We start from the raw sequence: 21,219 nt of genomic DNA on the forward strand, positions 1-21,219 counted from the left end.
ATTTTGTTTAAAAGCCATAATTTAACACAATTTAACAATAATATTTAAATTTCATAGTGTTGAAAATACACAATAATTTGGTTGTTAAATTGTTATAGTTAGTTTACTTTTGCCGCACTAAAATAATCAACGAAGTGTCAAATCATAAAAATGTCAACGCGTTAACCGCTGGTGGGGTTCTAATTAGTTTGGGAATTGTATTCGGCGATATTGGTACATCACCATTATATACCTTAAATGCAATTTTTACCATTATCCTAGGCGGTAAACAGGATATCAATCCTACCAATGTACTCGGAGTATTATCTTGTATCATTTGGACCCTAACCCTACAAACCACCGTAAAGTATGTGATTATTACCTTACGTGCCGATAACAAAGGTGAGGGGGGGATTTTTTCTTTGTTCTCGCTGGTGCGTAAAAAAGCCAAATGGTTGGTTGTTCCGGCTATTGTGGGTGGTTGTGCCTTGCTTGCCGATGGTATTATCACACCGAGTATTACCGTTACTTCAGCAATTGAAGGTTTAACCAAGAAATTCGACGTAGAGGTTATTCCGATTGTATTAATTATCCTCACTGTGCTTTTCATTATTCAACAGTTCGGTACCAACCTGGTTGGTAAATTATTCGGGCCGGTAATGTTTGTTTGGTTTGGGGTATTAGGGGTTTTAGGTGTATCTTTTATCGTTAAGGATTTTAGCGTTTTAAAGGCATTTAATCCATACTATGCTATTCATTTGCTGGTAACCAATAAGCTGGCATTCTTAATTCTCGGGGGTGTGTTTTTATGTACAACGGGAGCCGAGGCCTTATATTCAGACTTAGGCCACTGCGGAAGAAACAACATCCGCATCAGCTGGATATTTGTTAAATTAACCCTTATTCTTAACTATTTAGGGCAGGGTGTTTGGATTTTGCACAATAGTGCAACTTATGTTCCGGGAGCTAAAATGAACCCTTTCTTCCAGATTGTACCCGATCAGGTTCAGATCCCGATGGTTATATTGGCAACAATGGCTGCTGTAATTGCCAGTCAGGCTTTAATTAGTGGTTCATTTACCTTGATATCTGAGGCGGTTCGTTTAAACCTTTGGCCAAAAATCAAAATTATTTACCCATCGGTTTCTAAAGGACAACTTTATGTTCCATCGATTAACTGGATGCTGTGGATTGGCTGTTGCGGTATTGTTTTGCTGTTCGAAAAATCAGAAAGAATGGACGCTGCTTACGGCTTGTCTATTACAATTGCCATGTTAATGACTACCATTTTGGTTAGTTTTTACTTAAGGAGCAGGCGTTTTCCTAAATACCTTATTGCTATTTTCTTCTTTACTTATGTAATTATTGAAGGTACTTTCCTGATTAGTAATTTAACTAAATTCTTGCATGGCGGTTGGGTAACGGTATTAATTGGTTCGCTACTGTTTACCATTATGTGGAGTTGGTTTGTGGCACGTAAAATCAAAAACCGCTTTGTTAAGTACGTGGAAATTGAAGATTACTACCAGATTTTGAGCGAATTGAGTAGTGATGAATCTGTGCCGAAATATTCTTCTCAGCTGGTTTATTTAACAAGTGCCAATTTCAAAACCGAGATTGAATCGAAAATTATTTATTCCATTATTCAGAAAGAGCCAAAACGTGCCGATGTGTATTGGCTGGTGCACGTTGATGTAATGGATGAGCCTTATACTTTAGATTATAAGGTAGAATTCCTGATTCCTGGTAAGTTGATCAGGATCGATTTCAAACTAGGTTTCAGGATTGAGCAACGTGTAAACCTGCTTTACCGTAAGGTTGTTGAAGAGTTGGTTAAAAACGGTGAAATTGATATTACAAGTCAGTACACTTCGTTAAACAAGCATAAAATTGCCGGCGATTTTAGGTTTGTACTTTTAGAAAAACACTTATCTAAATTTACCAAACTGAGTTTCTACGAACGTACCATCATGGATTACTACTTCATCCTGAAAAAACTAAGTTTATCTGAAGAACGCAGTTTTGGTTTGGACAGCAGCTATGTGGATGTTGAGAAAGTACCACTTATTTTTGTTACGCCGGATGATATTGAACTTAACAGATTACCAGTTTAATGGGCAGGAAGCTGATTATTCTGCTTGCTGTAATTCTGTTTATTGCAGGCCCTGTAGCAAAAATATATCATCTCAATCATGCAAATAATTACATGATGGCGTCTGGTTTAGGCTTGATAATAATAACCACTTTAGCTTTTGTTAAGAAGAAATAAATACAATCCTCTTTCTATTACGGAAAGAGGATTTTTTGTTTAAAGATGAAATTTATCTTTGTCCCACTTCATGGGATTGTTGATGATATAATTTGAGATATTTTGATATGCTCTTTCATCGCGGATGATGTGCTCGTAATAATTCCGTTGCCATAACTTGCCTATTGTTTTGTGATTTGAATAATTGCAGGCAAGCGCTTGAAACGATTGATTTATATGCCAATAATATCGGAAATTGTCGGGGCAACCCTTGCGGTTACCCCGACATTGTTCAATACAATTATTGCATGCATGTGATTCGGCATGATTTGAAAAACATCCAATTGAAAATTACAGAATCGATCCGCAAGTTTCAGCCATTGTTCAAAAGCAATGATTCCATATTGATTTAAAACCATTTAACCATTAACGACCTCACTAAAGTGGGAAAGCCGATCTTCGCAACAAATGGTAAAAAAATAAGCTCCAGCTTTTGAATAATCATAATCCTTTAATCTGATCGATCTCCGATGATGTATTAAAGGATTGTACTTCATTATATTTAGCGCTCAGCCTGTGCCAGCTTACTATGCCTGTATCCGTAAGCAAAATAAACAACCAGGCCTACAACCAGCCAGATACCAAAGCCAATCCAGTTAGAAATACCCAGTTCGCACATCATGTACAGGCAGCTAATTAACCCTAATACTGGAATTAGCGAAAGGTTTTTAGTAATGCAATAGAAGGTGATAACTACGCAGATAATCAGAAAAATCCACATTGGGATTTTGTGTTTAAAGAGGCTCCAGCCACTTTCGTATTTCTTTTCGATGCTAACCTTCGAAGCCGCAATAAACTGCTCATAACGATCGCCAGGCAGTGCGCTTAGGTAAAATTCTGCATCCACTTTCTCGGCCAGAATGATTTGTGGCGCAGCATTTTTTACAATTTCTTCCTTAACAATTTTAAGCTCTTCGCTGTTTAAAGAAGTGACAAAGTTTACCGTTTCTACAATTTTAGGAGAGTTAAAAAAGAAAGCTTTGGTTTCCTTTCCATACTGTGTAAAGGCAAAGACAATGCTCGCAATAAATATAACCGGAACAATGAATTTACTGTTTACATACGGAATCTTGAATTTTCCACGTTGTACATCAGGCCTGTTTTGAAGCACCAAAACACCTGCACAAACCAATACGAAAGCGAAAAGTGTTCCGATAGAACAAAGGTCGGTAACAATGGTGAGGTTCATGAATAGCGATGGAACAGCAACTACAAAACCTACCACAATAGTTGCAAAAGAAGGTGTTTTATATTTCGGGTGAATTTTTGAAAACGATTTCGGTAACAGCCCGTCTCTGCTCATGCTCATCCAGATGCGTGGCTGGCCCATTTGAAACACTAAAAGTACACTGGCCATAGCAAAAACAGCACTAACGGCAATAATGCCACTCATTAATTTAAGATCGATCTGATCGAAAACAAAAGCCAGCGGATCGCCTACAGCCAAAGTATCAGACTTCACAATACCGGTTAAAACCAATGCTATGGCTACGTAAAGAATTGTACAGATAATAATGGCCCACATCATACCGCGTGGTAAATCACGTTGTGGGTTTTTGCATTCTTCAGCCGTAGTAGAAATGGCATCGAAGCCGATGTAAGCAAAAAATACAGCAGAAACACCTTTTAATACTCCCGAAACACCATTTGGCGCAAAAGGATTCCAGTTTTTGGTATCAACATAAAATATACCTACAGCCAGTACCAATAAAATTACGGCTAGTTTAACTACTACCATGGCATTACTCGCATTGCGGCTTTCTTTCATGCCGCGGTAAATTAACCAGGTAATCAGAATGATAATGCCTAAAGCGGGGATATCGGCTACCAGGTGGAAACCACCAATTTTTGGCGCGGTAAGCCAGGCATTATTGGCAAGCGCTGTTGCCGAATCTAAATCAGCTAAATTTTTGCCTGCGGCCAATAGGGCTTCTGCGTGTTTATGACCATTGTAAGCACTAAGGTAATCCATAGTCATCCAGTCTGGTACGTGGATGCCGTTAATTCCTAAAGGTGGTATTTTTATAGTAGAGAGTAGTCCTGTAAAGTAATCAGACCAGGATATAGCTACAGTTATGTTCCCGATGGAGTATTCCATAATGAGCGACCAGCCAATAATCCAGGCCACCAGCTCACCAAAAGCAACGTATGAGTAGGTGTATGCACTGCCCGAAACCGGCACCATTGATGCAAATTCGGCATAGGCAAAAGCTGCAAAACTACAGGCAACTGCAGTAAAAATAAACAGAAAAATTACCGCCGGACCGCCGTCTGCACTGGCTTTGCCAATCGTACTAAAAATACCAGCACCAATAATAGCTGCAATGCCAAAGGCAGTTAAATCGCGTACACCGAGGGTTTTATGTAATGTATTTTCGTGGTCGCCATAGCCTTTTGCCGCATCTTGTAATATCTTGGAAATGGATTTCTTTCTGAATAGCTTTTCGAACATTTGTTGTTTGATTGTTTCTTCAAACTTATAAAAAGTTTGGCTAAAAACGTTTAAAGCAAGATATAAATTTCATTACACGCCAATGGAGAGTAAAAAGCGACTAGAATGCTGATGTTTTATGAAATTAATGTCAAAAAATTCAATTATTTGCTCATCATAAGCCTTTGTTTGATTGGCATAGTTTTAAGCAGTGCAAAAGCGTTAATTTTGCCTGCTCCAATCTTCAAGATGGATGTTTACACGTAAAATCTTGTTTGATTGGAATATAAACATCTACAATTTTCATATTTATGAACACGGGTACTTTAGACATTAAATACATTAAAGAACGCCACCAGGGGATAGCCACTATACTGGCTTTTGCGCTGATTCCCTTGTCGGGTTTTGCTACAGATATCTACATTCCATCATTGCCAACCATGGCTGGTGAAATGCAGGTGAGCAACGTTCAGGTTCAGCTTACGCTAAGTATATTTCTGATTAGTTATGGTGTTGCGCAACTGTTTATCGGCAGTGTGCTCGATAGCTTTGGCCGCTATAAAATCGGTTTGTATTCGCTGTTGATTTTTGCGGCTGCTAGTCTAATCATTGCCAATACGCATAACATCTACTTAATTTATTTAATGCGGATTATACACGGGCTTACCGTTGGGGCGATAGTGGTTGCAAAGCGCGCTTATTTTGTCGATCTTTTTGAAGGCGAACAGCTTAAGCATTACCTCAGTTTGTTTTCCATCATCTGGTCAACCGGACCAATTGTAGCGCCTTTTATTGGAGGCTACCTGCAAACAGTTTTTGGCTGGGAGTCTAACTTCTATTTCCTGGGTGGTTTTGCCCTGGTTTTTGCTCTGCTTGAGTTTATGTTTAGTGGCGAAACTTTGAAACATTTTACCGATTTCCAGTTGAAGAAAATAGCCAACATTTATGCCACTATGATTAAAACCACCAGTTTTACACTGGGTATAGTTATGCTTGGACTAGCCTATTGCATGGTAATGGTTTACAACATGACAGGGCCATTTATTATTGAGCACCATTTGCACCTTTCGCCTGTAATTGCAGGCTATAGCTCATTGGTATTGGGCTTTGCCTGGATGGTTGGTGGTTTTATTGGGAAAGCTACCATTAATCGTCCGTTTTTTAAGCGATTAGCCATTAATTCAGTTTTGCAGCTGGTATTTGTGGTATTAATGATGCTGAGCCTTAATTTTATCAGTAACCTTTACTCGCTGATCTTTTTTGCCTTCATTATCCATATCGGGGCAGGTTTTACTTTTAACAACTACTTTACCTTCTGTTTGAGTAAATTCCCTAAAAATGCGGGTATTGCTGGTGGTTTAACAGGAGGAATTACTTATGTTATTGTGTCGTTTTTGAGCTATGCAGTGGTGAGTCTGGTACCGGCGAAGGATGAACGCAATCTGAGCTACAGCTATTTGATTATGATTGTAATATCGTTGATCGTAATGTTTATGATTTTGAAAGTAAGAAAAAAAGAAGTGGCGGATTAAGGCAACTAAATTTTTAAATTTAAACTCTAACAAAAAAGTCGTAACATTTGCTACGACTTTTTTGTTTTTTGAGTGGAAAAGCCTTCTGCTTTCCTTCTTTAAACCTTCCAGCTTGTCCTATCCCAGTTTCTCCAGTTCTCCTTTTACAAAACTGGCCAGTTCTTTTACATATTCGGCACTAAAGTCGAATTTAATTCCGGCGGTTTCATAAATCTCGTTCATCGGTTTGGTGTAACCCAAAGTCAGTGCAGCCAGGTATTGGTCTAATGCTTTTTCAGGGTTTTCCTTATAGTTTTTCCAAACCGCAATGGCGCCTAACTGGGCAATTGCATATTCAATATAGTAAAAAGGAACTTCGAACAAATGCAGTTGTTTTTGCCAAATATTGCCGAATTGTTGTTCCAGGTCATCCCAGTTGGCAAAGCCCGCACCAAAGCGGTTATAAATCTGTTTAAAGGTTTCTTCGCGATCTGCAGCAGTATGATTAGGGTTGGTGTAAATCCAATGTTGAAACTGGTCGATTACCGCTACCCATGGCAATGTTTTTAAAACATCGGCCAGCTGTTCTTTTTTTGCGCGGATTAAATCTTCCTCGTTGTCGAAATAAACATCCCATTTATCCATAGAAATTAATTCCATGCTCATTGAGGCCAGTTCGGCCACTTCCGACGGACAATGTTTAAAATCGTTCAATTCTAAATTGGCAGTTAAGAAAGTATGAACAGCGTGCCCTCCCTCATGTACCATCGTGGTTAAATCGCGGAGCGAGTTGGCCGAATTCATGAAGATAAACGGTGCTCCGGTCTCGGCCAAAGGATAGTTGTATCCACCAGGTGCTTTGCCTTTTCTGCTCTCTACATCAAAAAGGTTGTTGGCTTTCATGGTTGCCAGTTTTTCGCCCAGTTTAGGGTCGATGGCATTAAAGCAGGCGATACTTTTGTCAATTAGTTCAGCACCGTTGTTGAAAGGTTTTAATGCAGCCTTACCACTTACACTTACCTCTAAATCCCATGGTTTTAAAGTATCTAAGCCCAGTGCCTCCCTGCGTTTCTCAGCCTGTTCTTTCAAAATTGGGACAATCTCTTTCTCAATGGCGTTCGCAAAGTCGTAGCAATCTTGTGGAGTATAATCAAAACGGCCTAAAGCCTGAAACATGTAATCGCGGTAATTTTCAAAACCTGCATTAAGAGCCACCTGATTACGTAGTCTGATCAATTCATCAAACAGGATATTTAAATCGTCTTTATCAACAAGGCGACGCTGCTGGATAGTTCTGAAAGCATTTTCGCGCACTTCGCGGTTTAAATCCTTTACCAAAATAGAAGCTTGCTCCAGTGTATATTCCTGTCCATTAATTTCTACGCTCATGGCACCTGTAATGCTCTGGTACTTCTGTTGCTTAACTTGCAGCTCGGTAAACAGTTCGATGTTCTCTTCGCGGAAAAGTTCCAATGCCTTTTTAACCGATCTGTTATAAACGAAATATTTTTCCTTGTCCAATTCATCCATGAAAGGACTTTCTACAAATTTCTTGTTTAGTTCGTTAGATAGTGGTGATATTTTTGGCGAAATTTCGGTAGCGAAATATTGGAAGCTTTTAACCAGTTCTTCGTTGGCCGTATCGCAGCTCATTTTAATGTAACGCCAGGCAAAATCTTCCTCTAAAGCAGCTTCAAGCTCCGAACGGTCTTTTAGCCATTGTTCTAATTCTGCGTTGCTCGTGATGCTGCGGTCTTGCAATTCATCAAAAATAGGGGCTAAGCTTTCCCAGGTAATGGTTAAATCCTGTGGAATATATGTTCTTGGTTTTTTGGTGATGATCATGGTTAGTTTAATTATTGAATTGGAGAATTATTGAATGACAGAATGAATTTGATTAGTTACACAATGCATTCAATCATTCAAAATTCACTCCTTCACTCATTTCTATTTATGTCTCAAATATGCGTCTATTAAAAAACAAATGGCAAATACCACCGAAGCATAGCCGTTTAAGGTTTGAAATGCGCGGTTTACTTTGCTGATATCGTTTGGTTTTACAAGCAGGTGCTGATAAATCAACATAGAGCAGAAAAATATAATTCCTACATAATAAACCCAGCTAAATTCGGTAAAGAATACCGGCAAGATTACACAGGCTGCCGAAAATACATGCAGTAAAACCGAAACGTTCAGCGCATTTTTTATGCCAAGAGCCGATGGAATGGAATGTAATTTTTCTTCGCGGTCGAAATCTTCGTCCTGCAAGGCGTAAATGATATCGAAACCGCTTACCCAGAACAATACCGTTAATGAATATAAAACTGGTACCAAAGCAAACTGACCGGTTACAGCAATATATGCCCCAATCGGCGCCAGCGATAGGCCAAGTCCCAATACCAGGTGACATAGTGCTGTAAACCTTTTGGTGTAACTATAAAATAATACTACAAATAGTGCTACCGGCGATAAATAAAAACAAAGCGGATTAATAAAATAGGTGGCAATGGCAAATAATACACAATTGATGATCACAAAAGTAAGCGCTTCATTCGCCGAAACTTTCCCTGCAGGTATATCACGCATTTTAGTACGTGGGTTTTTGGCATCAATATTCCGGTCAAGGTAGCGGTTAAAAGCCATGGCCGAGTTGCGTGCGAAAACCATACACAGCAAAACCAATATTAATTTGTACCACGAAAATGGATTATCGGTAGTAGTTACCCCCAAAAAGAATCCGATCATGGCAAAGGGCAATGCAAAAACCGAGTGTGCAAATAATACGAGTGAAAAGTATTTTTTCATTTATTGGTAATGGTTTACTGTTCTTGTTGGTTAATAGTCGATGGTTAATGGCAGATTGTCAATTACTAATGAACCAATGACCAATGGGCTATTGAACCTTAAAACCGCTTATAATCTGTAGGTACTACAAAATCTTTATTTACTTCATGGATGAAATTCAGCACTTCATCTTTACCTGTGGCTTTTTCGGCCGAGGTAACAAATGTTGCCGGAATCTCTTCAAAAAATTCACCCAGCTTTTTCTTAAAGGCTGCCACGTTTTTTTGCGTGGTTGTCATTCCCTGCTTATCTGCTTTGGTAAATATTAAAGAAAAAGGAATTTGTTTTTCGCCCAGCCAATAACAAAATTCAATATCAATTTGTTGTGGCTCCAGTCGGCTATCGATTAAAACAAAAACGCATTGTAAGCTCTCTCTTTTGGTAATGTATGCGCGGATAAATTTTTCCCATTTTTCGCGACTCGTTTTCGAAACTTTAGCATAGCCATAGCCCGGCAAATCGACAATGTACCAGGCATCATTAATCAGAAAGTGATTGATGAGTTGTGTTTTTCCCGGACGTTGCGAGGTTTTTGCCAATCCGTGTTGATTAACCAACATGTTGATTAAAGAAGATTTACCCACATTAGAGCGGCCAATAAAAGCGTACTCGGGCATTGTTGGTGGCGGCAAAGCCGAAACCTGGGTGTTGCTGCATATAAATGCTGCTGTTTTGATAACCATAGTGCAAAGGTAATAATTAGTTTTGAGTTGGGGGGTTGGAGTTGAGAGCTTGAATTTACCGAGGTCAACGCTTCGTAAAGTTTATTGGAATCACTAAACTGCAAACTCTAAACTCCCAACTGCAAACTCTTTTATCTATCTTTGCCACATATCATGAATCAGAATATCACTCCATATCAGGTAGCAGATGCAACCAAAAAAGAACAGGTTGCAACCATGTTCAATAATATTTCGGGCACTTACGATTTTTTAAACCATTTTCTTTCACTGGGAATTGATGTGCTTTGGCGCAAAAAGGCCATTAAAGAACTCGTTTCGATCCACCCGAGAACAATGCTTGATGTAGCTACCGGAACCGGCGATTTTGCTTTTGAAGCCATTAAAAAGCTTCATCCCGAAAAGGTAATCGGTGTAGATATTTCTGAAGGCATGCTCGAAGTAGCCAAAAAGAAAATCAATGAACGCAGTTTGAACGAAGTTTTTTCGGTTCAGGTTGGCGATTCAGAAGGCTTGCATTTTGAAGATCACACCTTCGATGCCATTACCTGTGCTTATGGGGTGCGTAATTTCGAAAACCTCGAAAAAGGTTTGGCAGATATGTACCGGGTGCTTAAACCAAACGGAAAAATGGTGATACTCGAATTTTCGAAACCCAGGGTTTTTCCGGTTAAGCAGCTTTACAGTTTTTATTTTAAGCAGGTAACACCTTTTTTCGGTAAGCTATTTTCTAAAGATCACAGGGCCTATACATATTTGCCCGAATCGGTAGCGGCTTTCCCCGATGGAGAAGATTTTATTGCGCTGATGCAAAAAATTGGTTTTAAAAGTACCAAACATAAAAGTTTAACGTTTGGAATAAGTTCGATATATACCGGAACTAAATGATAAAAAAATTAAGCCTCATTCTTTCACTCTTTAGCATTTCTACAGCCGCTCTTGCTCAAAACTGGGGTGGTGGTATAGATGATGAGGACTGGAGTTTTGGTTTTAATTTTCAATACATTTCGGCAGAATATAAAATCCTCAAAAAACAGAACTGGAGGGCGCCATTTTACGAGATGCCCAACAGCAACGGCGTTTCTTTCGATCCCGCTTCAGGTACCATGGTAACCAATTCGTTAAATTCGATTTCGAGTAAACCCTCGCAAGGCTTTGGTTTGGGTTTTGTAATGAACAGGAATATTTCCGAAAATTTCGATATCCGTTCTACACCTTCACTGATTTTTAGCGATAGGGTAGTGAGTTACGAATACGTACCTACCGATCCGGTTAATGTGGGCAACGGGCAAACCAAACATTTTCAAACCCTGGTTGATAAGAAAGTGCAGGCCACCATGTTCGAATTTCCACTAGGCATTAAAATCAAATCGAACCGCTTAAATAACTTCAGAGCTTACTGGCTGGGTGGAGCAAAGTATTCGATTGATATTGCCTCCAAAAAGAAAACTTTTGATGAAGGTGAAACTGCCGTAAACAAATTGCTCAAAAACGAACGGAATTATCTTTCATATGAAACAGGAATCGGTTTTGACCTTTATTTTGAGTATTTCAAAATGTCGCCCGAAATTAAACTGTCGTATTCTACCAGCGATATACTGAAGCATGACGATACAGCTTATGCTAATCCGATTGATAAGTTGAAATTGCGTCAATTCACGTTCAGTTTGATTTTTCAGTAGTCTTTAACATTCAAAAAAACTTATCTTTGTCTACGTAGGTAGATTAAACTGGTTTTTAACCGTAAAGTTTACCGTGACTTAAATTCATAAATATGTCTAAAATCGCATTAATTACAGGTGCAACTTCTGGTATTGGCGAAGCTTGCGCACATACATTTGCCCAACAAGGATACCACTTAATACTTTTGGCCCGCAGAGAAGAAAGACTGGCCAAAATAGCCCATCATTTGGCAGATAAATATGCGATTGAAATTAAACAGGTGATTGCCGATGTGCGTAGCAAAGAATGTTTAACCACTGCATTGGAGGTTTTACCAGCCGAATGGAAAAAGGTAGATGTGCTGGTAAATAATGCAGGTTTAAGCCAGGGATTAGACCCGATTGATAGAGGCAATACCGACGATTGGGATACGATGATCGATACAAATGTGAAGGGATTGCTTTATGTAACCAAAATTGTTTCCAACTGGATGATCCCGAACCAATCAGGACACATTATTAACATAGGTTCTATTGCGGGTAAAGAAGTTTATCCAAATGGAAATGTATATTGTGCCAGCAAACATGCGGTTGATGCCCTGAGCAAAGGAATGCGTATCGATCTATTGCCACATGGCATTAAGGTTACCGAAATTAATCCGGGTATGGTAGAAACCGAATTTTCGGTGGTACGTTTCAAAGGTGACGAAGACCGTGCAAAAAAGGTTTACGAAAACCTGGAGCCGTTAATTGCCGATGATATTGCAGACGCGATATGGTATGTAGTGAGCAGGCCTAAGCACGTAAACATTAACGATATGCTGATTATGCCAACTGTACAGGCAACAGCTACGATTATAAATAGAGGTTAGTTAGGTTAACTGTATAAACTGTTTAAATTGGTTAATTGAAAGATTAAACGATTAATAAAAAATGAAAATAATAATTGGCGACCGGTATTTACAATTAACCGGTTAACCAATTCAAACAATTAAACAATAATGGTATCAACAACAATAGATCAGGAAATAAAAAAAGCCATGTTGGCTAAAAACAATGCGCAGTTAAGAGGTTTAAGGGCTATAAAGGCTGCTTTACTTTTGGCAAAAACCGAAAAAGGTTCTGCAGAAGAAATTACCGAAGAAACTGAGCTTAAAATCCTTCAGAAACTAATTAAACAGCGTCGCGAATCGGCTGATATTTATAAACAGCAAAACCGTGAGGACTTGTATAAGGTAGAGGAAGAAGAAATTGAAGTAATTAACCAGTTCTTGCCAAAACAATTGGATAGGGCAGAGGTTGCGGCAATTATTGAAACGGTAATCAAACAATCTGGCGCTACATCGGTTAAGGATATGGGCAAGGTAATGGGTATGGCGAACAAAGAACTGGCCGGTAAAGCCGATGGTAAATTAATTGCCGAAATTGTTAAAGAGAAACTAGCATAGGGAGATTGAAGCTGAAAGACCAAAGCGGAAAGCTTGTTAAAAGTATATCTTGTATTTAATACTTGATACCTGTTCCAAGATGTTTAATTCCCGCTTCTTAATGCACTATGGCGAGTTTTTAGACCGTTTTCGATTTTATTTCAGAAAAATGGCAAAGAAATGCAAAAATTTAATTTTACTCTACTAACTTAGTAGCACAGTAGCATCCTATTTATATATATGACATACCAGGTAATAGAAGAAGACGGATTTAAATACATCGAAGCTGGAGAAGGCGAAACGCTGGTATTGCTGCATGGCCTAATGGGCGAATTGAGCAATTGGGGGCCGGTTATGGATTATTTTAAAGACCGCTATCATGTAGTGATCCCTATTTTGCCCATATACGATTTACCCATTTTAACACTTGGTGTAAAGGCATTGTCGAGGTACCTGCACCGGTTTTTAAAATTTAAGAATTTAAACCAGGTGGTGCTGGTGGGTAACTCACTTGGTGGCCATGTTGGTTTGGTATTTACCGTTGCCCATCAGGAGTTTGTTAAGGCCCTGGTTTTAACAGGTAGTTCTGGTTTGTACGAAAACGCTTTTGGTGGTTCTTTCCCACGCAGAGAGAGCTACGATTATATTAAAGAGAAAGTAGAATTTACTTTTTACGATCCGGCTACGGCAACCAAAGAGCTGGTTGATGACGTATTTAAAACAGTTAACGATAGATCGAGAGTAATCCGTATCTTAACCATGGCAAAATCGGCTATACGCCATAACATGGCCAAAGAATTGTCGAAAATTACCATCCCGGTTTCGTTAATCTGGGGAAAAAACGATAAAGTTACGCCACCAGAAGTGGCCGAAGAATTTCACGAACTACTGCCTAATTCTGAATTGAACTGGGTAGATAAATGCGGTCATGCACCTATGATGGAGCATCCCGGAATATTTAATGCTTTTTTAGAGAAATTTTTAGACAGGATATTGTTAAAATAATGTTTGCTCAAGAAATCATATCGAATGTTATACCTACACTGAGAAGCGATGACACGGTGCAAAAGGCTTTAGATCGGATGAACGATTTTAAGCTAAAACATTTGCCTGTTGTTAATGAAGTTGCTTTTATGGGGCTGGTAGCAGAAGATAATTTGTTGAGCATCGATAATCACGATACCCTTTTAAACGATTCGTCTGTAAACCTGCTTAATGCTTTTGTACTTAGCGATGCGCATATTTACGATGTAATTAGGCTGTTGAGCCAGTTAAAACTTACGGCTGTTCCGGTTTTAGACCGGCAGAAAAGTTACGCAGGCATAATTCCCATCAGCAACATGGTTGATGCGGTAGCCCAACAATATGCAGTAAACGAGCCTGGTGGCATTATTGTACTCGAAATCAGTAACCGTGATAACTCGCTGGCGCACATTTCGCAGATTGTAGAAGCCGATAATGCACAGATTCTTTCTTCTTACGTGAATTCTTTTGCAGATTCTACACGTTTAGAAGTAACATTAAAAGTAAATAAAACTGAAATTACTTCATTGGTAGCTTCTTTCGAAAGATATGATTATCAGGTAAAAGAAGTGTACAACAACACACAGATTGATGATGGGTCGCAGGAGCGTTACGATTCGTTCATGAATTATTTAAATGTATAAACCTACTTTATGAGGATTGCAATTTACGGGAGAGATTTTAACGATACGGTTTTGCCGTACGTTCAGGAGGTCTTTAATCATCTGGCCGAACACCATATCCAGCCCGTTTTATATTCAAAATTCAAAACTTCACTTCAAGGCAAAATTAAACTGCCTGTTAATACCGTTGTTTTTCATAACCATAGCGAGTTAAAAGAGCTGGCCGATGTGTTGCTGAGCCTTGGGGGCGATGGTACATTGTTAGATACTTTATCGCTGATCCGCAATTCGGGCATTCCTGTAATCGGGATTAATTTTGGTCGTCTGGGGTTTCTGGCCAGTATCAATAAAAATGAGATAGGTGATGCCCTGGAGGCCCTGATTAATAAAGAATATACTTTAGATACCCGATCACTGCTTACTTTAGAATCAGAAAACGGTTTGTTTGGCGAAGAAAACTTTGCCCTGAATGATATTACCATTCACCGCCGTGATAATTCGGCCATGATGATTATTCATGCCTCTATGAATGATGAATTTATCAATTCGTATTGGGCCGATGGATTAATTATTGCCACGCCTACAGGCTCTACAGCATATTCTTTAAGCTGCGGTGGCCCGATTATTTATCCCGATTCTGAAAATTTTGTGGTTACACCTATTGCGCCGCACAATTTAAATGTAAGGCCAGTAGTGGTGCCAGACGATAATAAGCTTTCTTTTGAGGTCGAAGCCAGGGAATCGAAATTTCTGGTTTCCTGCGATAGCCGTACCGTAACGGTAGAGCGGTCAGTAAAAATTACCATCAAAAAAGCCGATTTTTGTGTAAATCTTATCCGCCTTAACAATGAAACGTATTTAAACACGTTAAGGAATAAATTATTATGGGGAATCGATACCCGTAACTACTAGATATGACGCCAAATAAACCACTCTTTCTCATCCTCTTATTTCTTTTGGGCGGGCAGCTTGTTCGTGCACAAGAGGGAGAGCCTTCATGGGAGTTGGGTTTAATGGCAGGTGGTGCAGGTTACATGGGCGATCTCAATCAAAACAATCCCTTACAAATTAGTGGTTTTTCAGGTGGGGCCTACGTTAAACGAAATTTCAACCAATATCTTGGGGTTCGTTTAAATTACACCTACGGACAGATTCAGGCTAAAGATTCCAAATCAAATAATGCCCAGTTCAGGGAAAGAAACCTGCAGTTTAAAACATCTTTAAATGAATTTAGCGGAATAGTAGACTTTAACTTCTTTAATTTTAATATTGGTGGCGGAACGCGGCAGTTTACTCCTTATTTGTTTACAGGTGCAGGTTTTGTGGTGTTTAAACCAACAGTAAAAGTTGATGGAGAAAAATACCGCTTGGATAGGCTGGCTACCGAAGGTCAGGAAAATGGCTATAGCAATGTAGCTTTAACCATTCCGTATGGATTGGGATTAAGGTACAACTATAAAGATACCTGGAGTGTTTTTACCGAAATAGGCTATCGTACACCATTTACCGATTATATTGATGATGTAAGCGGCCGCTATCCCGATAGCCCTGTAATCAGAGGAAATGGCCAAAACCAGGTTAATTTATCTGATCCTTCTGTCAACCAAATCGGATATCCCGGTACCCAAAGAGGCGATTTTAGAAAAAGGGACACTTATCTATTTGTTAGTGTTGGCATATCTTTTACCTTTGTATCCTCAAAATGCTATTCCTTTTAAGCTGATTTTGACATAATTAATGGGATTTAAAGAACAAATAGACTATAGCCGCCTGCCAAAGCACATTGCCGTAATTATGGATGGCAATGGAAGATGGGCAAAAGGCCAGGGAAAAGTGCGGGTTTTCGGACATGAGCAAGGTGTACTTTCTGTAAAAGATATTGTAGAAGGTTGTGTTGAGGTGGGGATTGAATACCTTACACTATATGCTTTTTCAACCGAAAACTGGAACAGACCCAAAGAAGAAGTAGATGCTTTAATGCAGATTCTGATTTCGACCATCAACAACGAAACCGAAACACTTAATAAAAATAATATTAAGCTTAATGCCATTGGCAATATCGAATCGTTACCGCAAGCCTGTATCAACGATTTAAAAGAAGCCATGGACAAAACTGCCCACAACGAAAAATGTACCTTAACATTGGCGTTAAGCTACAGTGCCAAGTGGGAGATTTTAGAAGCAGCCAAAAAAATTGCTGCTGAAGTTAAAAACGATACCATTTCTTTAGCCGATATAGATGAAAACCTGTTTTCGTCTAAATTAACAACAGTAAATATACCCGATCCGGAGTTAATGATCAGAACAAGTGGCGAGCACCGGATCAGCAATTATCTGCTTTGGCAGATGGCTTACACCGAGTTTTATTTTACTGATGTTTTGTGGCCGGATTTCAGGCGCGAGGATCTTTTCGAGGCCATTGTAGACTATCAAAAACGCGAACGCCGTTTTGGTAAAATTAGCGAGCAATTAAACTAATTTTTCTTTTAACACTTTTTAACAAGCGTTTAAACTAACTTAGCACCACTTTTATACGATAAATGAAACCATAACAGGGTAACGGTTTAAAGAAATATTTGCTTACAAAACATTGTTACCTTCGTGGCCATTACTGAACAAATTATTTTAATGAAAAGAATATTTCAAGTTTTAATCCTACTAGTTTTAGCCGCTCCGGCCTTTGCTCAAATACGTCCACAAGGTCAGGCGCCGGCAACCCCCTCTTTAAAGGTTGGTGGCTTAGATCTCGATTATTTTAGTCCAAAAGAATATATCATTGGTGGTACCACTGTGACCGGAACCCAATATTTAGATAAAGAAGTTTTAATTACTCTTTCTAAATTAACCAAAGGGGATAAAATTGTGCTTCCGGGTGAGGCTACGTCTGACGCGATTAAAACGCTTTGGGCGCAGGGATTGTTTGATGATGTAAAACTTAACATCGAAAAGTTTGTTCAGGATTCAGTTTACTTTGAAATTGAAGTGGTAGAGCGCCCGCGTTTAAGCTCTATCGATTTAAAAGGAATCAGTAAATCGCAAAGAACTGCCATTCAGGAAAAGCTTAACGATAAAACCGGTAAAATTGTAAACGATAACTTATACAATACCACATCGGCCATTGTAAAAAAATACATGCTGGATAAAGGCTTTTTCTTTACCACCATTGATTATAAAACCCGAAAAGATCCAAATGCAGAGAACAGTGTAGTTTTAGAGGCTTATATTGATAAAGGTAACCGCGTAAAAGTACAGCATATCGATTTTACCGGAAATACAGAATTTAAATCTGCCAAGCTTAGAAAGTACCTTAAAAACCCTAAGCAATTTGCCTGGTGGCGTTTCTGGGGCTCTGGAAAATTCTCAAAAGAGAAATACGAAGAGAACAAGGTGAAAATGATTGGCAAAATGCAGGAAAAAGGCTATCTGGACGCTACGTTGTTAAAAGATACCATTTACCAGTACAACAAAAAAAGGGTTAACATCCGCATGGATCTTTACGAAGGAAAGAAATATTATGTGGGTAGTGTAAGCTGGGCAGGTAATGCCATTTATCCCGATAGTATTTTAAATAAAGTATTAACCATCGAAAGAGGTGATGTATTTAGCGAAGAGCGTTTAAACAAAAAATTAAACGGTGGTGGCGAAAATGGTGGCGATATCAATAGTTTGTATACCGATAACGGTTACTTAACTTTCAACATCGATCCGGTTAAAACCATTCGTGGCGATACGGTAGATGTAGAACTTCGCATGTACGAAGGACCGCAGTACACCAACAACCGCATTACTTTAAAAGGTAACACCATTACCAACGATAAAGTGGTATTGCGCGAGATCCGTACCAAACCGGGACAAAAATTTAACAAAAGCGATTTAATTCGTACCATCCGCGAGATTGGTCAATTGGGTAATTTCGATGAATCTAAAACTGTTCCAACCCCGCGCCCTAATCCGGCCGATGGTACTGTGGATATTGAATATGCAGTTGAGGAAAAACCTTCAGATCAGATTGAGCTTTCAGGTGGTTTTGGTGGTGGCCGTATTATCGGTACCCTGGGTTTAACCTTTAATAACTTCTCTTTACGTAACCTGTTTAACCTAAAAGCTTATAAACCACTTCCAAAAGGGGATGGACAAAAATTAAGCTTACGTGGACAAACCAACGGTAAATATTACCAATCGTACAGTTTCTCTTTCTCTCAACCTTGGTTTGGTGGCGAGAAACCAGTAAGTTTTGGTGTAAGTGCATTTACTTCACTACAATCAAACGGTTTAAGTTCTGATAATGCTTCATTCCAGAAAATCCGTTTAAATGGTGTAACCGTAAGTTTGGGTAGAAGATTAAACTGGCCAGATAACTATTTCCAGTTAAGCCATGCCATTAACTTGCAGCAATACATTTTGAATAACTATGCAGGTTATTTGTTCAGCACCGGTACTTCTTACAACTTAAACTTATCACAAGAGATTAGCCGCGATTCAAGAGATTCGCCTATTTTCCCGAAATCAGGTTCGTTCCTGCGTTTCACTATTCAGGCTACGCCACCATATTCGTTGTTTAACAAAACCAACTATGCTACGGCATCTGATAAAGAAAAATACCGCTTTACCGAATACCACAAATGGAAATTCGATTCGCAATGGTACCAACGCGTAGTAGGCAATTTGGTTATCAAAGCACAGGCGCAGTTTGGTTTCTTAGGTCAGTATAACAAAGCCGTTGGTCAATCAGCATTCGAGCGTTTTAAATTGGGTGGTGATGGTATGCAAGGTTTCGATTTCTTACAGGGATCTGAGCTAATTGCGATGCGTGGTTATTCAAACAACACCGTTATTCCGGTAGGATCTGACCCGAGCATTGCACAACAATCAGGTAGCCCGATTTATACCAAATATGTATTAGAGGCACGTTACCCGGTTATTGCAAGTCAGCAGGCAACAGCATTTGTTTTAGCTTTTGCCGAGGGTGGTAATACCTGGAACAGGTTTAGCGATTTTAATCCGTTCAACATCAGAAGATCAGTAGGTGTAGGTGCGCGTATCTTTTTACCAATATTTGGTTTACTGGGTATTGATTATGGTTATGGTTTTGATGCTATCCCAGGCTTGCCTGATGCGAACAAAGGACAGTTCCACTTCAGTATCGCACAACAATTAGGTGGATTTTAATTGATAAAGAGTAAAAAATTAACTAATTATGCAATAAATCATTGCAAGTTGAGTTTAAACAAAGCTTAGGTTATTAACGATATCATTAAACACACACACAAATGAAGAAATATCTTTTTATCGCATTCTTAATTTGCACTTCTTTCGGTGCTTTTGCACAGAAGTTTGCTTACGTAGACACGGAGTATATTTTAAAACATTTACCAGAATATAAATCCGCTTTAAGCCAGTTAGAAGTTGCTTCTAAACAATGGCAACAACAGGTAGATCAGAACTTCTCAGAAATTGACAGGATGTACAAAGCTTACCAGGCAGATCAGGTTTTATTAACCGACGATATGCGTAAGCGCCGCGAGAACGAAATTATTGAAAAAGAAAAACAGGCTAAAGAATTTCAACGTTCTAAATTTGGCCCTGATGGAGATCTTTTTCAGAGCAGAAGTAAACTGATTAAGCCTATACAGGATAAAGTTGCAGATGCCATTAAACAAATTGCAAAATCTAAGTATCTGGATTTCATTTTTGATAAGAGCAGTGAAGCAACCATGATGATTTATGCAAGCAGCAGTTACGACGTAAGTAATGATGTAATTGTAAAATTAGGTTACAAACCGGGGACTGTAAATAATTAGTATATTCGCCCCTTTGATTTTAAGGAACAAACAATTAGAAAAAATAAAAAAAGTAAAATAGAACGATGAGAAAGTTAATTAACGTATTCTTTGTAACAGCAGGTTTATTGTTTACAGCGAATATGGCAAATGCTCAACAAAAATTAGGGCACATTAATTCTGAAGAGGTATTTGCAAATTTACCTGATGCTAAAGCAGCTCAAACAACTTTAGAAACCTTGGGTAAACAAAAGCAAGCTGATATTGATGCAATGATCAAAGAATATCAGACAAAATTGAAAAACGCACAAGACAAAGAAAAAACTTTAAGCGAGGCTAACAAAGAAGCTGTAGGTAAAGAATTACAGGTTGCTGGTCAGGAATTGCAGGATTTAGAGAAACGTATCACTGATGCACGTACAAAAGCTTCACAAGATATCGGTACTAAACAAGGTGAGTTATTCCAGCCAATCCAGGCTAAAGTTGCAACTGCAATTTCAGCTGTAGCTAAAGAAAAAGGTTTAGCATATGTTTTCGACATCGCAAACGGACAAGGTGGTAATAACTTAGTTTTCTGGGAAGGTGGTGATGATATCACAGCTGCAGTTAAAACTAAATTAGGTATTACAGCAACTGCTGCAAAACCAGCTGCACCTAAAAAGTAGTCCAGAGTCGGGAGTCTAAAGTCTCCTTTCCTGTTCAAAAATATAAAGCGGAATTAAGTTTAACTTAGTTTCGCTTTTTTGTTTTAGTTCATTTCCCAAACTTCTGTATCCGTCATGCTAGCATCTCAACTATCTTCATTATTTTGATGGTAATACTCTTGAGGGGATGCATACTAAATAGCGTATCATCCTGAGCCTGCGAAGGACTTTCTTAACTACTATTACATTACTGAGGAAGGTTTTAGGACTGGAAAGCTGAACATTAAAACGTTCCAACATTTTAACTT

Annotated in this window: 18 protein-coding genes; 14 read left to right on the forward strand and 4 right to left on the reverse strand. The window is 38.9% G+C overall.

Annotation, left to right across the window (positions count from 1 at the left end; genetic code table 11):
• Nucleotides 1–134: 134 nt before the first annotated feature.
• A complete protein-coding gene (locus DBR40_RS09570) occupies nucleotides 135–2,093 on the forward strand; it encodes a KUP/HAK/KT family potassium transporter (protein ID WP_124559529.1) in 1,959 nt (652 codons plus the stop codon).
• A 696-nt stretch (nucleotides 2,094–2,789) separates the two neighbouring features.
• Here DBR40_RS09570 and DBR40_RS09580 read toward each other — a convergent pair.
• Entirely contained in the window at nucleotides 2,790–4,739 is a 1,950-nt protein-coding gene (locus DBR40_RS09580; protein ID WP_124559530.1) for an amino acid permease, read from the reverse strand.
• Nucleotides 4,740–5,029: 290 nt separating this feature from the next.
• On the opposite strand from DBR40_RS09580, the gene DBR40_RS09585 reads away from it, so the two are divergent.
• Nucleotides 5,030–6,250: an MFS transporter gene (locus tag DBR40_RS09585; protein WP_124559531.1), complete on the forward strand. Its 1,221-nt coding sequence runs from the start codon at nucleotides 5,030–5,032 to the stop codon at nucleotides 6,248–6,250.
• A 117-nt stretch (nucleotides 6,251–6,367) separates the two neighbouring features.
• Here the strand turns inward: DBR40_RS09585 and DBR40_RS09590 are convergent, their stop codons facing one another.
• The 3 genes from DBR40_RS09590 to yihA all read right to left on the reverse strand — a co-directional run bounded on the left by DBR40_RS09590 (nucleotide 6,368) and on the right by yihA (nucleotide 9,756).
• Nucleotides 6,368–8,074: a M3 family oligoendopeptidase gene (locus DBR40_RS09590; protein WP_124559532.1), complete on the reverse strand. Its 1,707-nt coding sequence runs from the start codon at nucleotides 8,072–8,074 to the stop codon at nucleotides 6,368–6,370.
• Between the two features lie 102 nt (nucleotides 8,075–8,176).
• On the reverse strand, nucleotides 8,177–9,034 hold the full coding sequence (locus tag DBR40_RS09595) for a UbiA-like polyprenyltransferase (RefSeq protein WP_124559533.1): 858 nt from the start codon (nucleotides 9,032–9,034) through the stop codon (nucleotides 8,177–8,179).
• Between the two features lie 98 nt (nucleotides 9,035–9,132).
• Complete coding sequence (yihA, locus tag DBR40_RS09600) at nucleotides 9,133–9,756, reverse strand: ribosome biogenesis GTP-binding protein YihA/YsxC (protein ID WP_124559534.1); 624 nt, start codon at nucleotides 9,754–9,756, stop codon at nucleotides 9,133–9,135.
• 153 nt (nucleotides 9,757–9,909) lie between these two features.
• On the opposite strand from yihA, the gene ubiE reads away from it, so the two are divergent.
• The 12 genes from ubiE (at nucleotide 9,910) to DBR40_RS09660 (ending at nucleotide 20,932) form a co-directional block, all read left to right on the forward strand.
• Nucleotides 9,910–10,641 carry a bifunctional demethylmenaquinone methyltransferase/2-methoxy-6-polyprenyl-1,4-benzoquinol methylase UbiE gene (gene ubiE / locus DBR40_RS09605; RefSeq protein WP_199748311.1) on the forward strand — a complete coding sequence of 244 codons (732 nt, stop codon included), beginning with the start codon at nucleotides 9,910–9,912 and terminating at the stop codon, nucleotides 10,639–10,641.
• On the forward strand, nucleotides 10,638–11,435 hold the full coding sequence (locus tag DBR40_RS09610; protein WP_124559535.1) for an outer membrane beta-barrel protein: 798 nt from the start codon (nucleotides 10,638–10,640) through the stop codon (nucleotides 11,433–11,435). Before ubiE ends, DBR40_RS09610 begins: the two co-directional genes overlap by 4 nt.
• Before the next feature lie 92 nt (nucleotides 11,436–11,527).
• Nucleotides 11,528–12,286: an SDR family NAD(P)-dependent oxidoreductase gene (locus DBR40_RS09615; RefSeq protein ID WP_124559536.1), complete on the forward strand. Its 759-nt coding sequence runs from the start codon at nucleotides 11,528–11,530 to the stop codon at nucleotides 12,284–12,286.
• A 129-nt stretch (nucleotides 12,287–12,415) separates the two neighbouring features.
• Entirely contained in the window at nucleotides 12,416–12,862 is a 447-nt protein-coding gene (locus DBR40_RS09620) for a GatB/YqeY domain-containing protein (RefSeq protein ID WP_124559537.1), read from the forward strand.
• Between the two features lie 219 nt (nucleotides 12,863–13,081).
• The gene (locus DBR40_RS09625; protein WP_124559538.1) at nucleotides 13,082–13,846 is read left to right on the forward strand and encodes an alpha/beta fold hydrolase; all 765 of its coding nucleotides are present in this window, start codon (nucleotides 13,082–13,084) and stop codon (nucleotides 13,844–13,846) included.
• Entirely contained in the window at nucleotides 13,846–14,508 is a 663-nt protein-coding gene (locus DBR40_RS09630; protein ID WP_124559539.1) for a CBS domain-containing protein, read from the forward strand. Before DBR40_RS09625 ends, DBR40_RS09630 begins: the two co-directional genes overlap by 1 nt.
• Nucleotides 14,509–14,517: 9 nt before the next feature.
• The gene (locus DBR40_RS09635; protein ID WP_124559540.1) at nucleotides 14,518–15,399 is read left to right on the forward strand and encodes an NAD kinase; all 882 of its coding nucleotides are present in this window, start codon (nucleotides 14,518–14,520) and stop codon (nucleotides 15,397–15,399) included.
• 2 nt (nucleotides 15,400–15,401) lie between these two features.
• Entirely contained in the window at nucleotides 15,402–16,205 is an 804-nt protein-coding gene (locus DBR40_RS09640; protein ID WP_124559541.1) for a DUF6089 family protein, read from the forward strand.
• A 19-nt stretch (nucleotides 16,206–16,224) separates the two neighbouring features.
• Nucleotides 16,225–16,965: an isoprenyl transferase gene (locus tag DBR40_RS09645; protein WP_124559542.1), complete on the forward strand. Its 741-nt coding sequence runs from the start codon at nucleotides 16,225–16,227 to the stop codon at nucleotides 16,963–16,965.
• A 150-nt stretch (nucleotides 16,966–17,115) separates the two neighbouring features.
• Nucleotides 17,116–19,656 (forward strand): outer membrane protein assembly factor BamA, encoded by a 2,541-nt coding sequence (gene bamA, locus DBR40_RS09650; RefSeq protein ID WP_124559543.1) that lies wholly within the window; start codon nucleotides 17,116–17,118, stop codon nucleotides 19,654–19,656.
• A gap of 101 nt (nucleotides 19,657–19,757) precedes the next feature.
• Entirely contained in the window at nucleotides 19,758–20,288 is a 531-nt protein-coding gene (locus DBR40_RS09655) for an OmpH family outer membrane protein (RefSeq protein WP_124559544.1), read from the forward strand.
• Nucleotides 20,289–20,353: 65 nt separating this feature from the next.
• A complete protein-coding gene (locus tag DBR40_RS09660; RefSeq protein ID WP_124559545.1) occupies nucleotides 20,354–20,932 on the forward strand; it encodes an OmpH family outer membrane protein in 579 nt (192 codons plus the stop codon).
• The last annotated feature ends 287 nt before the right edge of the window (nucleotides 20,933–21,219 follow it).

Origin of the sequence: Pedobacter sp. KBW01, assembly GCF_003852395.1 — a bacterium.
In the GTDB taxonomy this organism is placed as follows: domain Bacteria; phylum Bacteroidota; class Bacteroidia; order Sphingobacteriales; family Sphingobacteriaceae; genus Pedobacter.

Excerpts from the sequence above, each read along its gene's own strand:
- DBR40_RS09610 (WP_124559535.1), top strand. The coding sequence starts at position 10,638 with ATGATAAAAAAATTAAGCCTCATTCTTTCACTCTTTAGCATTTCTACA.
- DBR40_RS09655 (WP_124559544.1), top strand. The coding sequence starts at position 19,758 with ATGAAGAAATATCTTTTTATCGCATTCTTAATTTGCACTTCTTTCGGT.
- DBR40_RS09595 (WP_124559533.1), bottom strand. The coding sequence starts at position 9,034 with ATGAAAAAATACTTTTCACTCGTATTATTTGCACACTCGGTTTTTGCA.
- DBR40_RS09645 (WP_124559542.1), top strand. The coding sequence starts at position 16,225 with ATGGGATTTAAAGAACAAATAGACTATAGCCGCCTGCCAAAGCACATT.
- DBR40_RS09660 (WP_124559545.1), top strand. The coding sequence starts at position 20,354 with ATGAGAAAGTTAATTAACGTATTCTTTGTAACAGCAGGTTTATTGTTT.
- ubiE (WP_199748311.1), top strand. The coding sequence starts at position 9,910 with ATGAATCAGAATATCACTCCATATCAGGTAGCAGATGCAACCAAAAAA.
- DBR40_RS09635 (WP_124559540.1), top strand. The coding sequence starts at position 14,518 with ATGAGGATTGCAATTTACGGGAGAGATTTTAACGATACGGTTTTGCCG.
- DBR40_RS09640 (WP_124559541.1), top strand. The coding sequence starts at position 15,402 with ATGACGCCAAATAAACCACTCTTTCTCATCCTCTTATTTCTTTTGGGC.
- DBR40_RS09615 (WP_124559536.1), top strand. The coding sequence starts at position 11,528 with ATGTCTAAAATCGCATTAATTACAGGTGCAACTTCTGGTATTGGCGAA.
- yihA (WP_124559534.1), bottom strand. The coding sequence starts at position 9,756 with ATGGTTATCAAAACAGCAGCATTTATATGCAGCAACACCCAGGTTTCG.
- DBR40_RS09585 (WP_124559531.1), top strand. The coding sequence starts at position 5,030 with ATGAACACGGGTACTTTAGACATTAAATACATTAAAGAACGCCACCAG.
- DBR40_RS09580 (WP_124559530.1), bottom strand. The coding sequence starts at position 4,739 with ATGTTCGAAAAGCTATTCAGAAAGAAATCCATTTCCAAGATATTACAA.
- DBR40_RS09630 (WP_124559539.1), top strand. The coding sequence starts at position 13,846 with ATGTTTGCTCAAGAAATCATATCGAATGTTATACCTACACTGAGAAGC.
- DBR40_RS09620 (WP_124559537.1), top strand. The coding sequence starts at position 12,416 with ATGGTATCAACAACAATAGATCAGGAAATAAAAAAAGCCATGTTGGCT.
- bamA (WP_124559543.1), top strand. The coding sequence starts at position 17,116 with ATGAAAAGAATATTTCAAGTTTTAATCCTACTAGTTTTAGCCGCTCCG.
- DBR40_RS09590 (WP_124559532.1), bottom strand. The coding sequence starts at position 8,074 with ATGATCATCACCAAAAAACCAAGAACATATATTCCACAGGATTTAACC.
- DBR40_RS09625 (WP_124559538.1), top strand. The coding sequence starts at position 13,082 with ATGACATACCAGGTAATAGAAGAAGACGGATTTAAATACATCGAAGCT.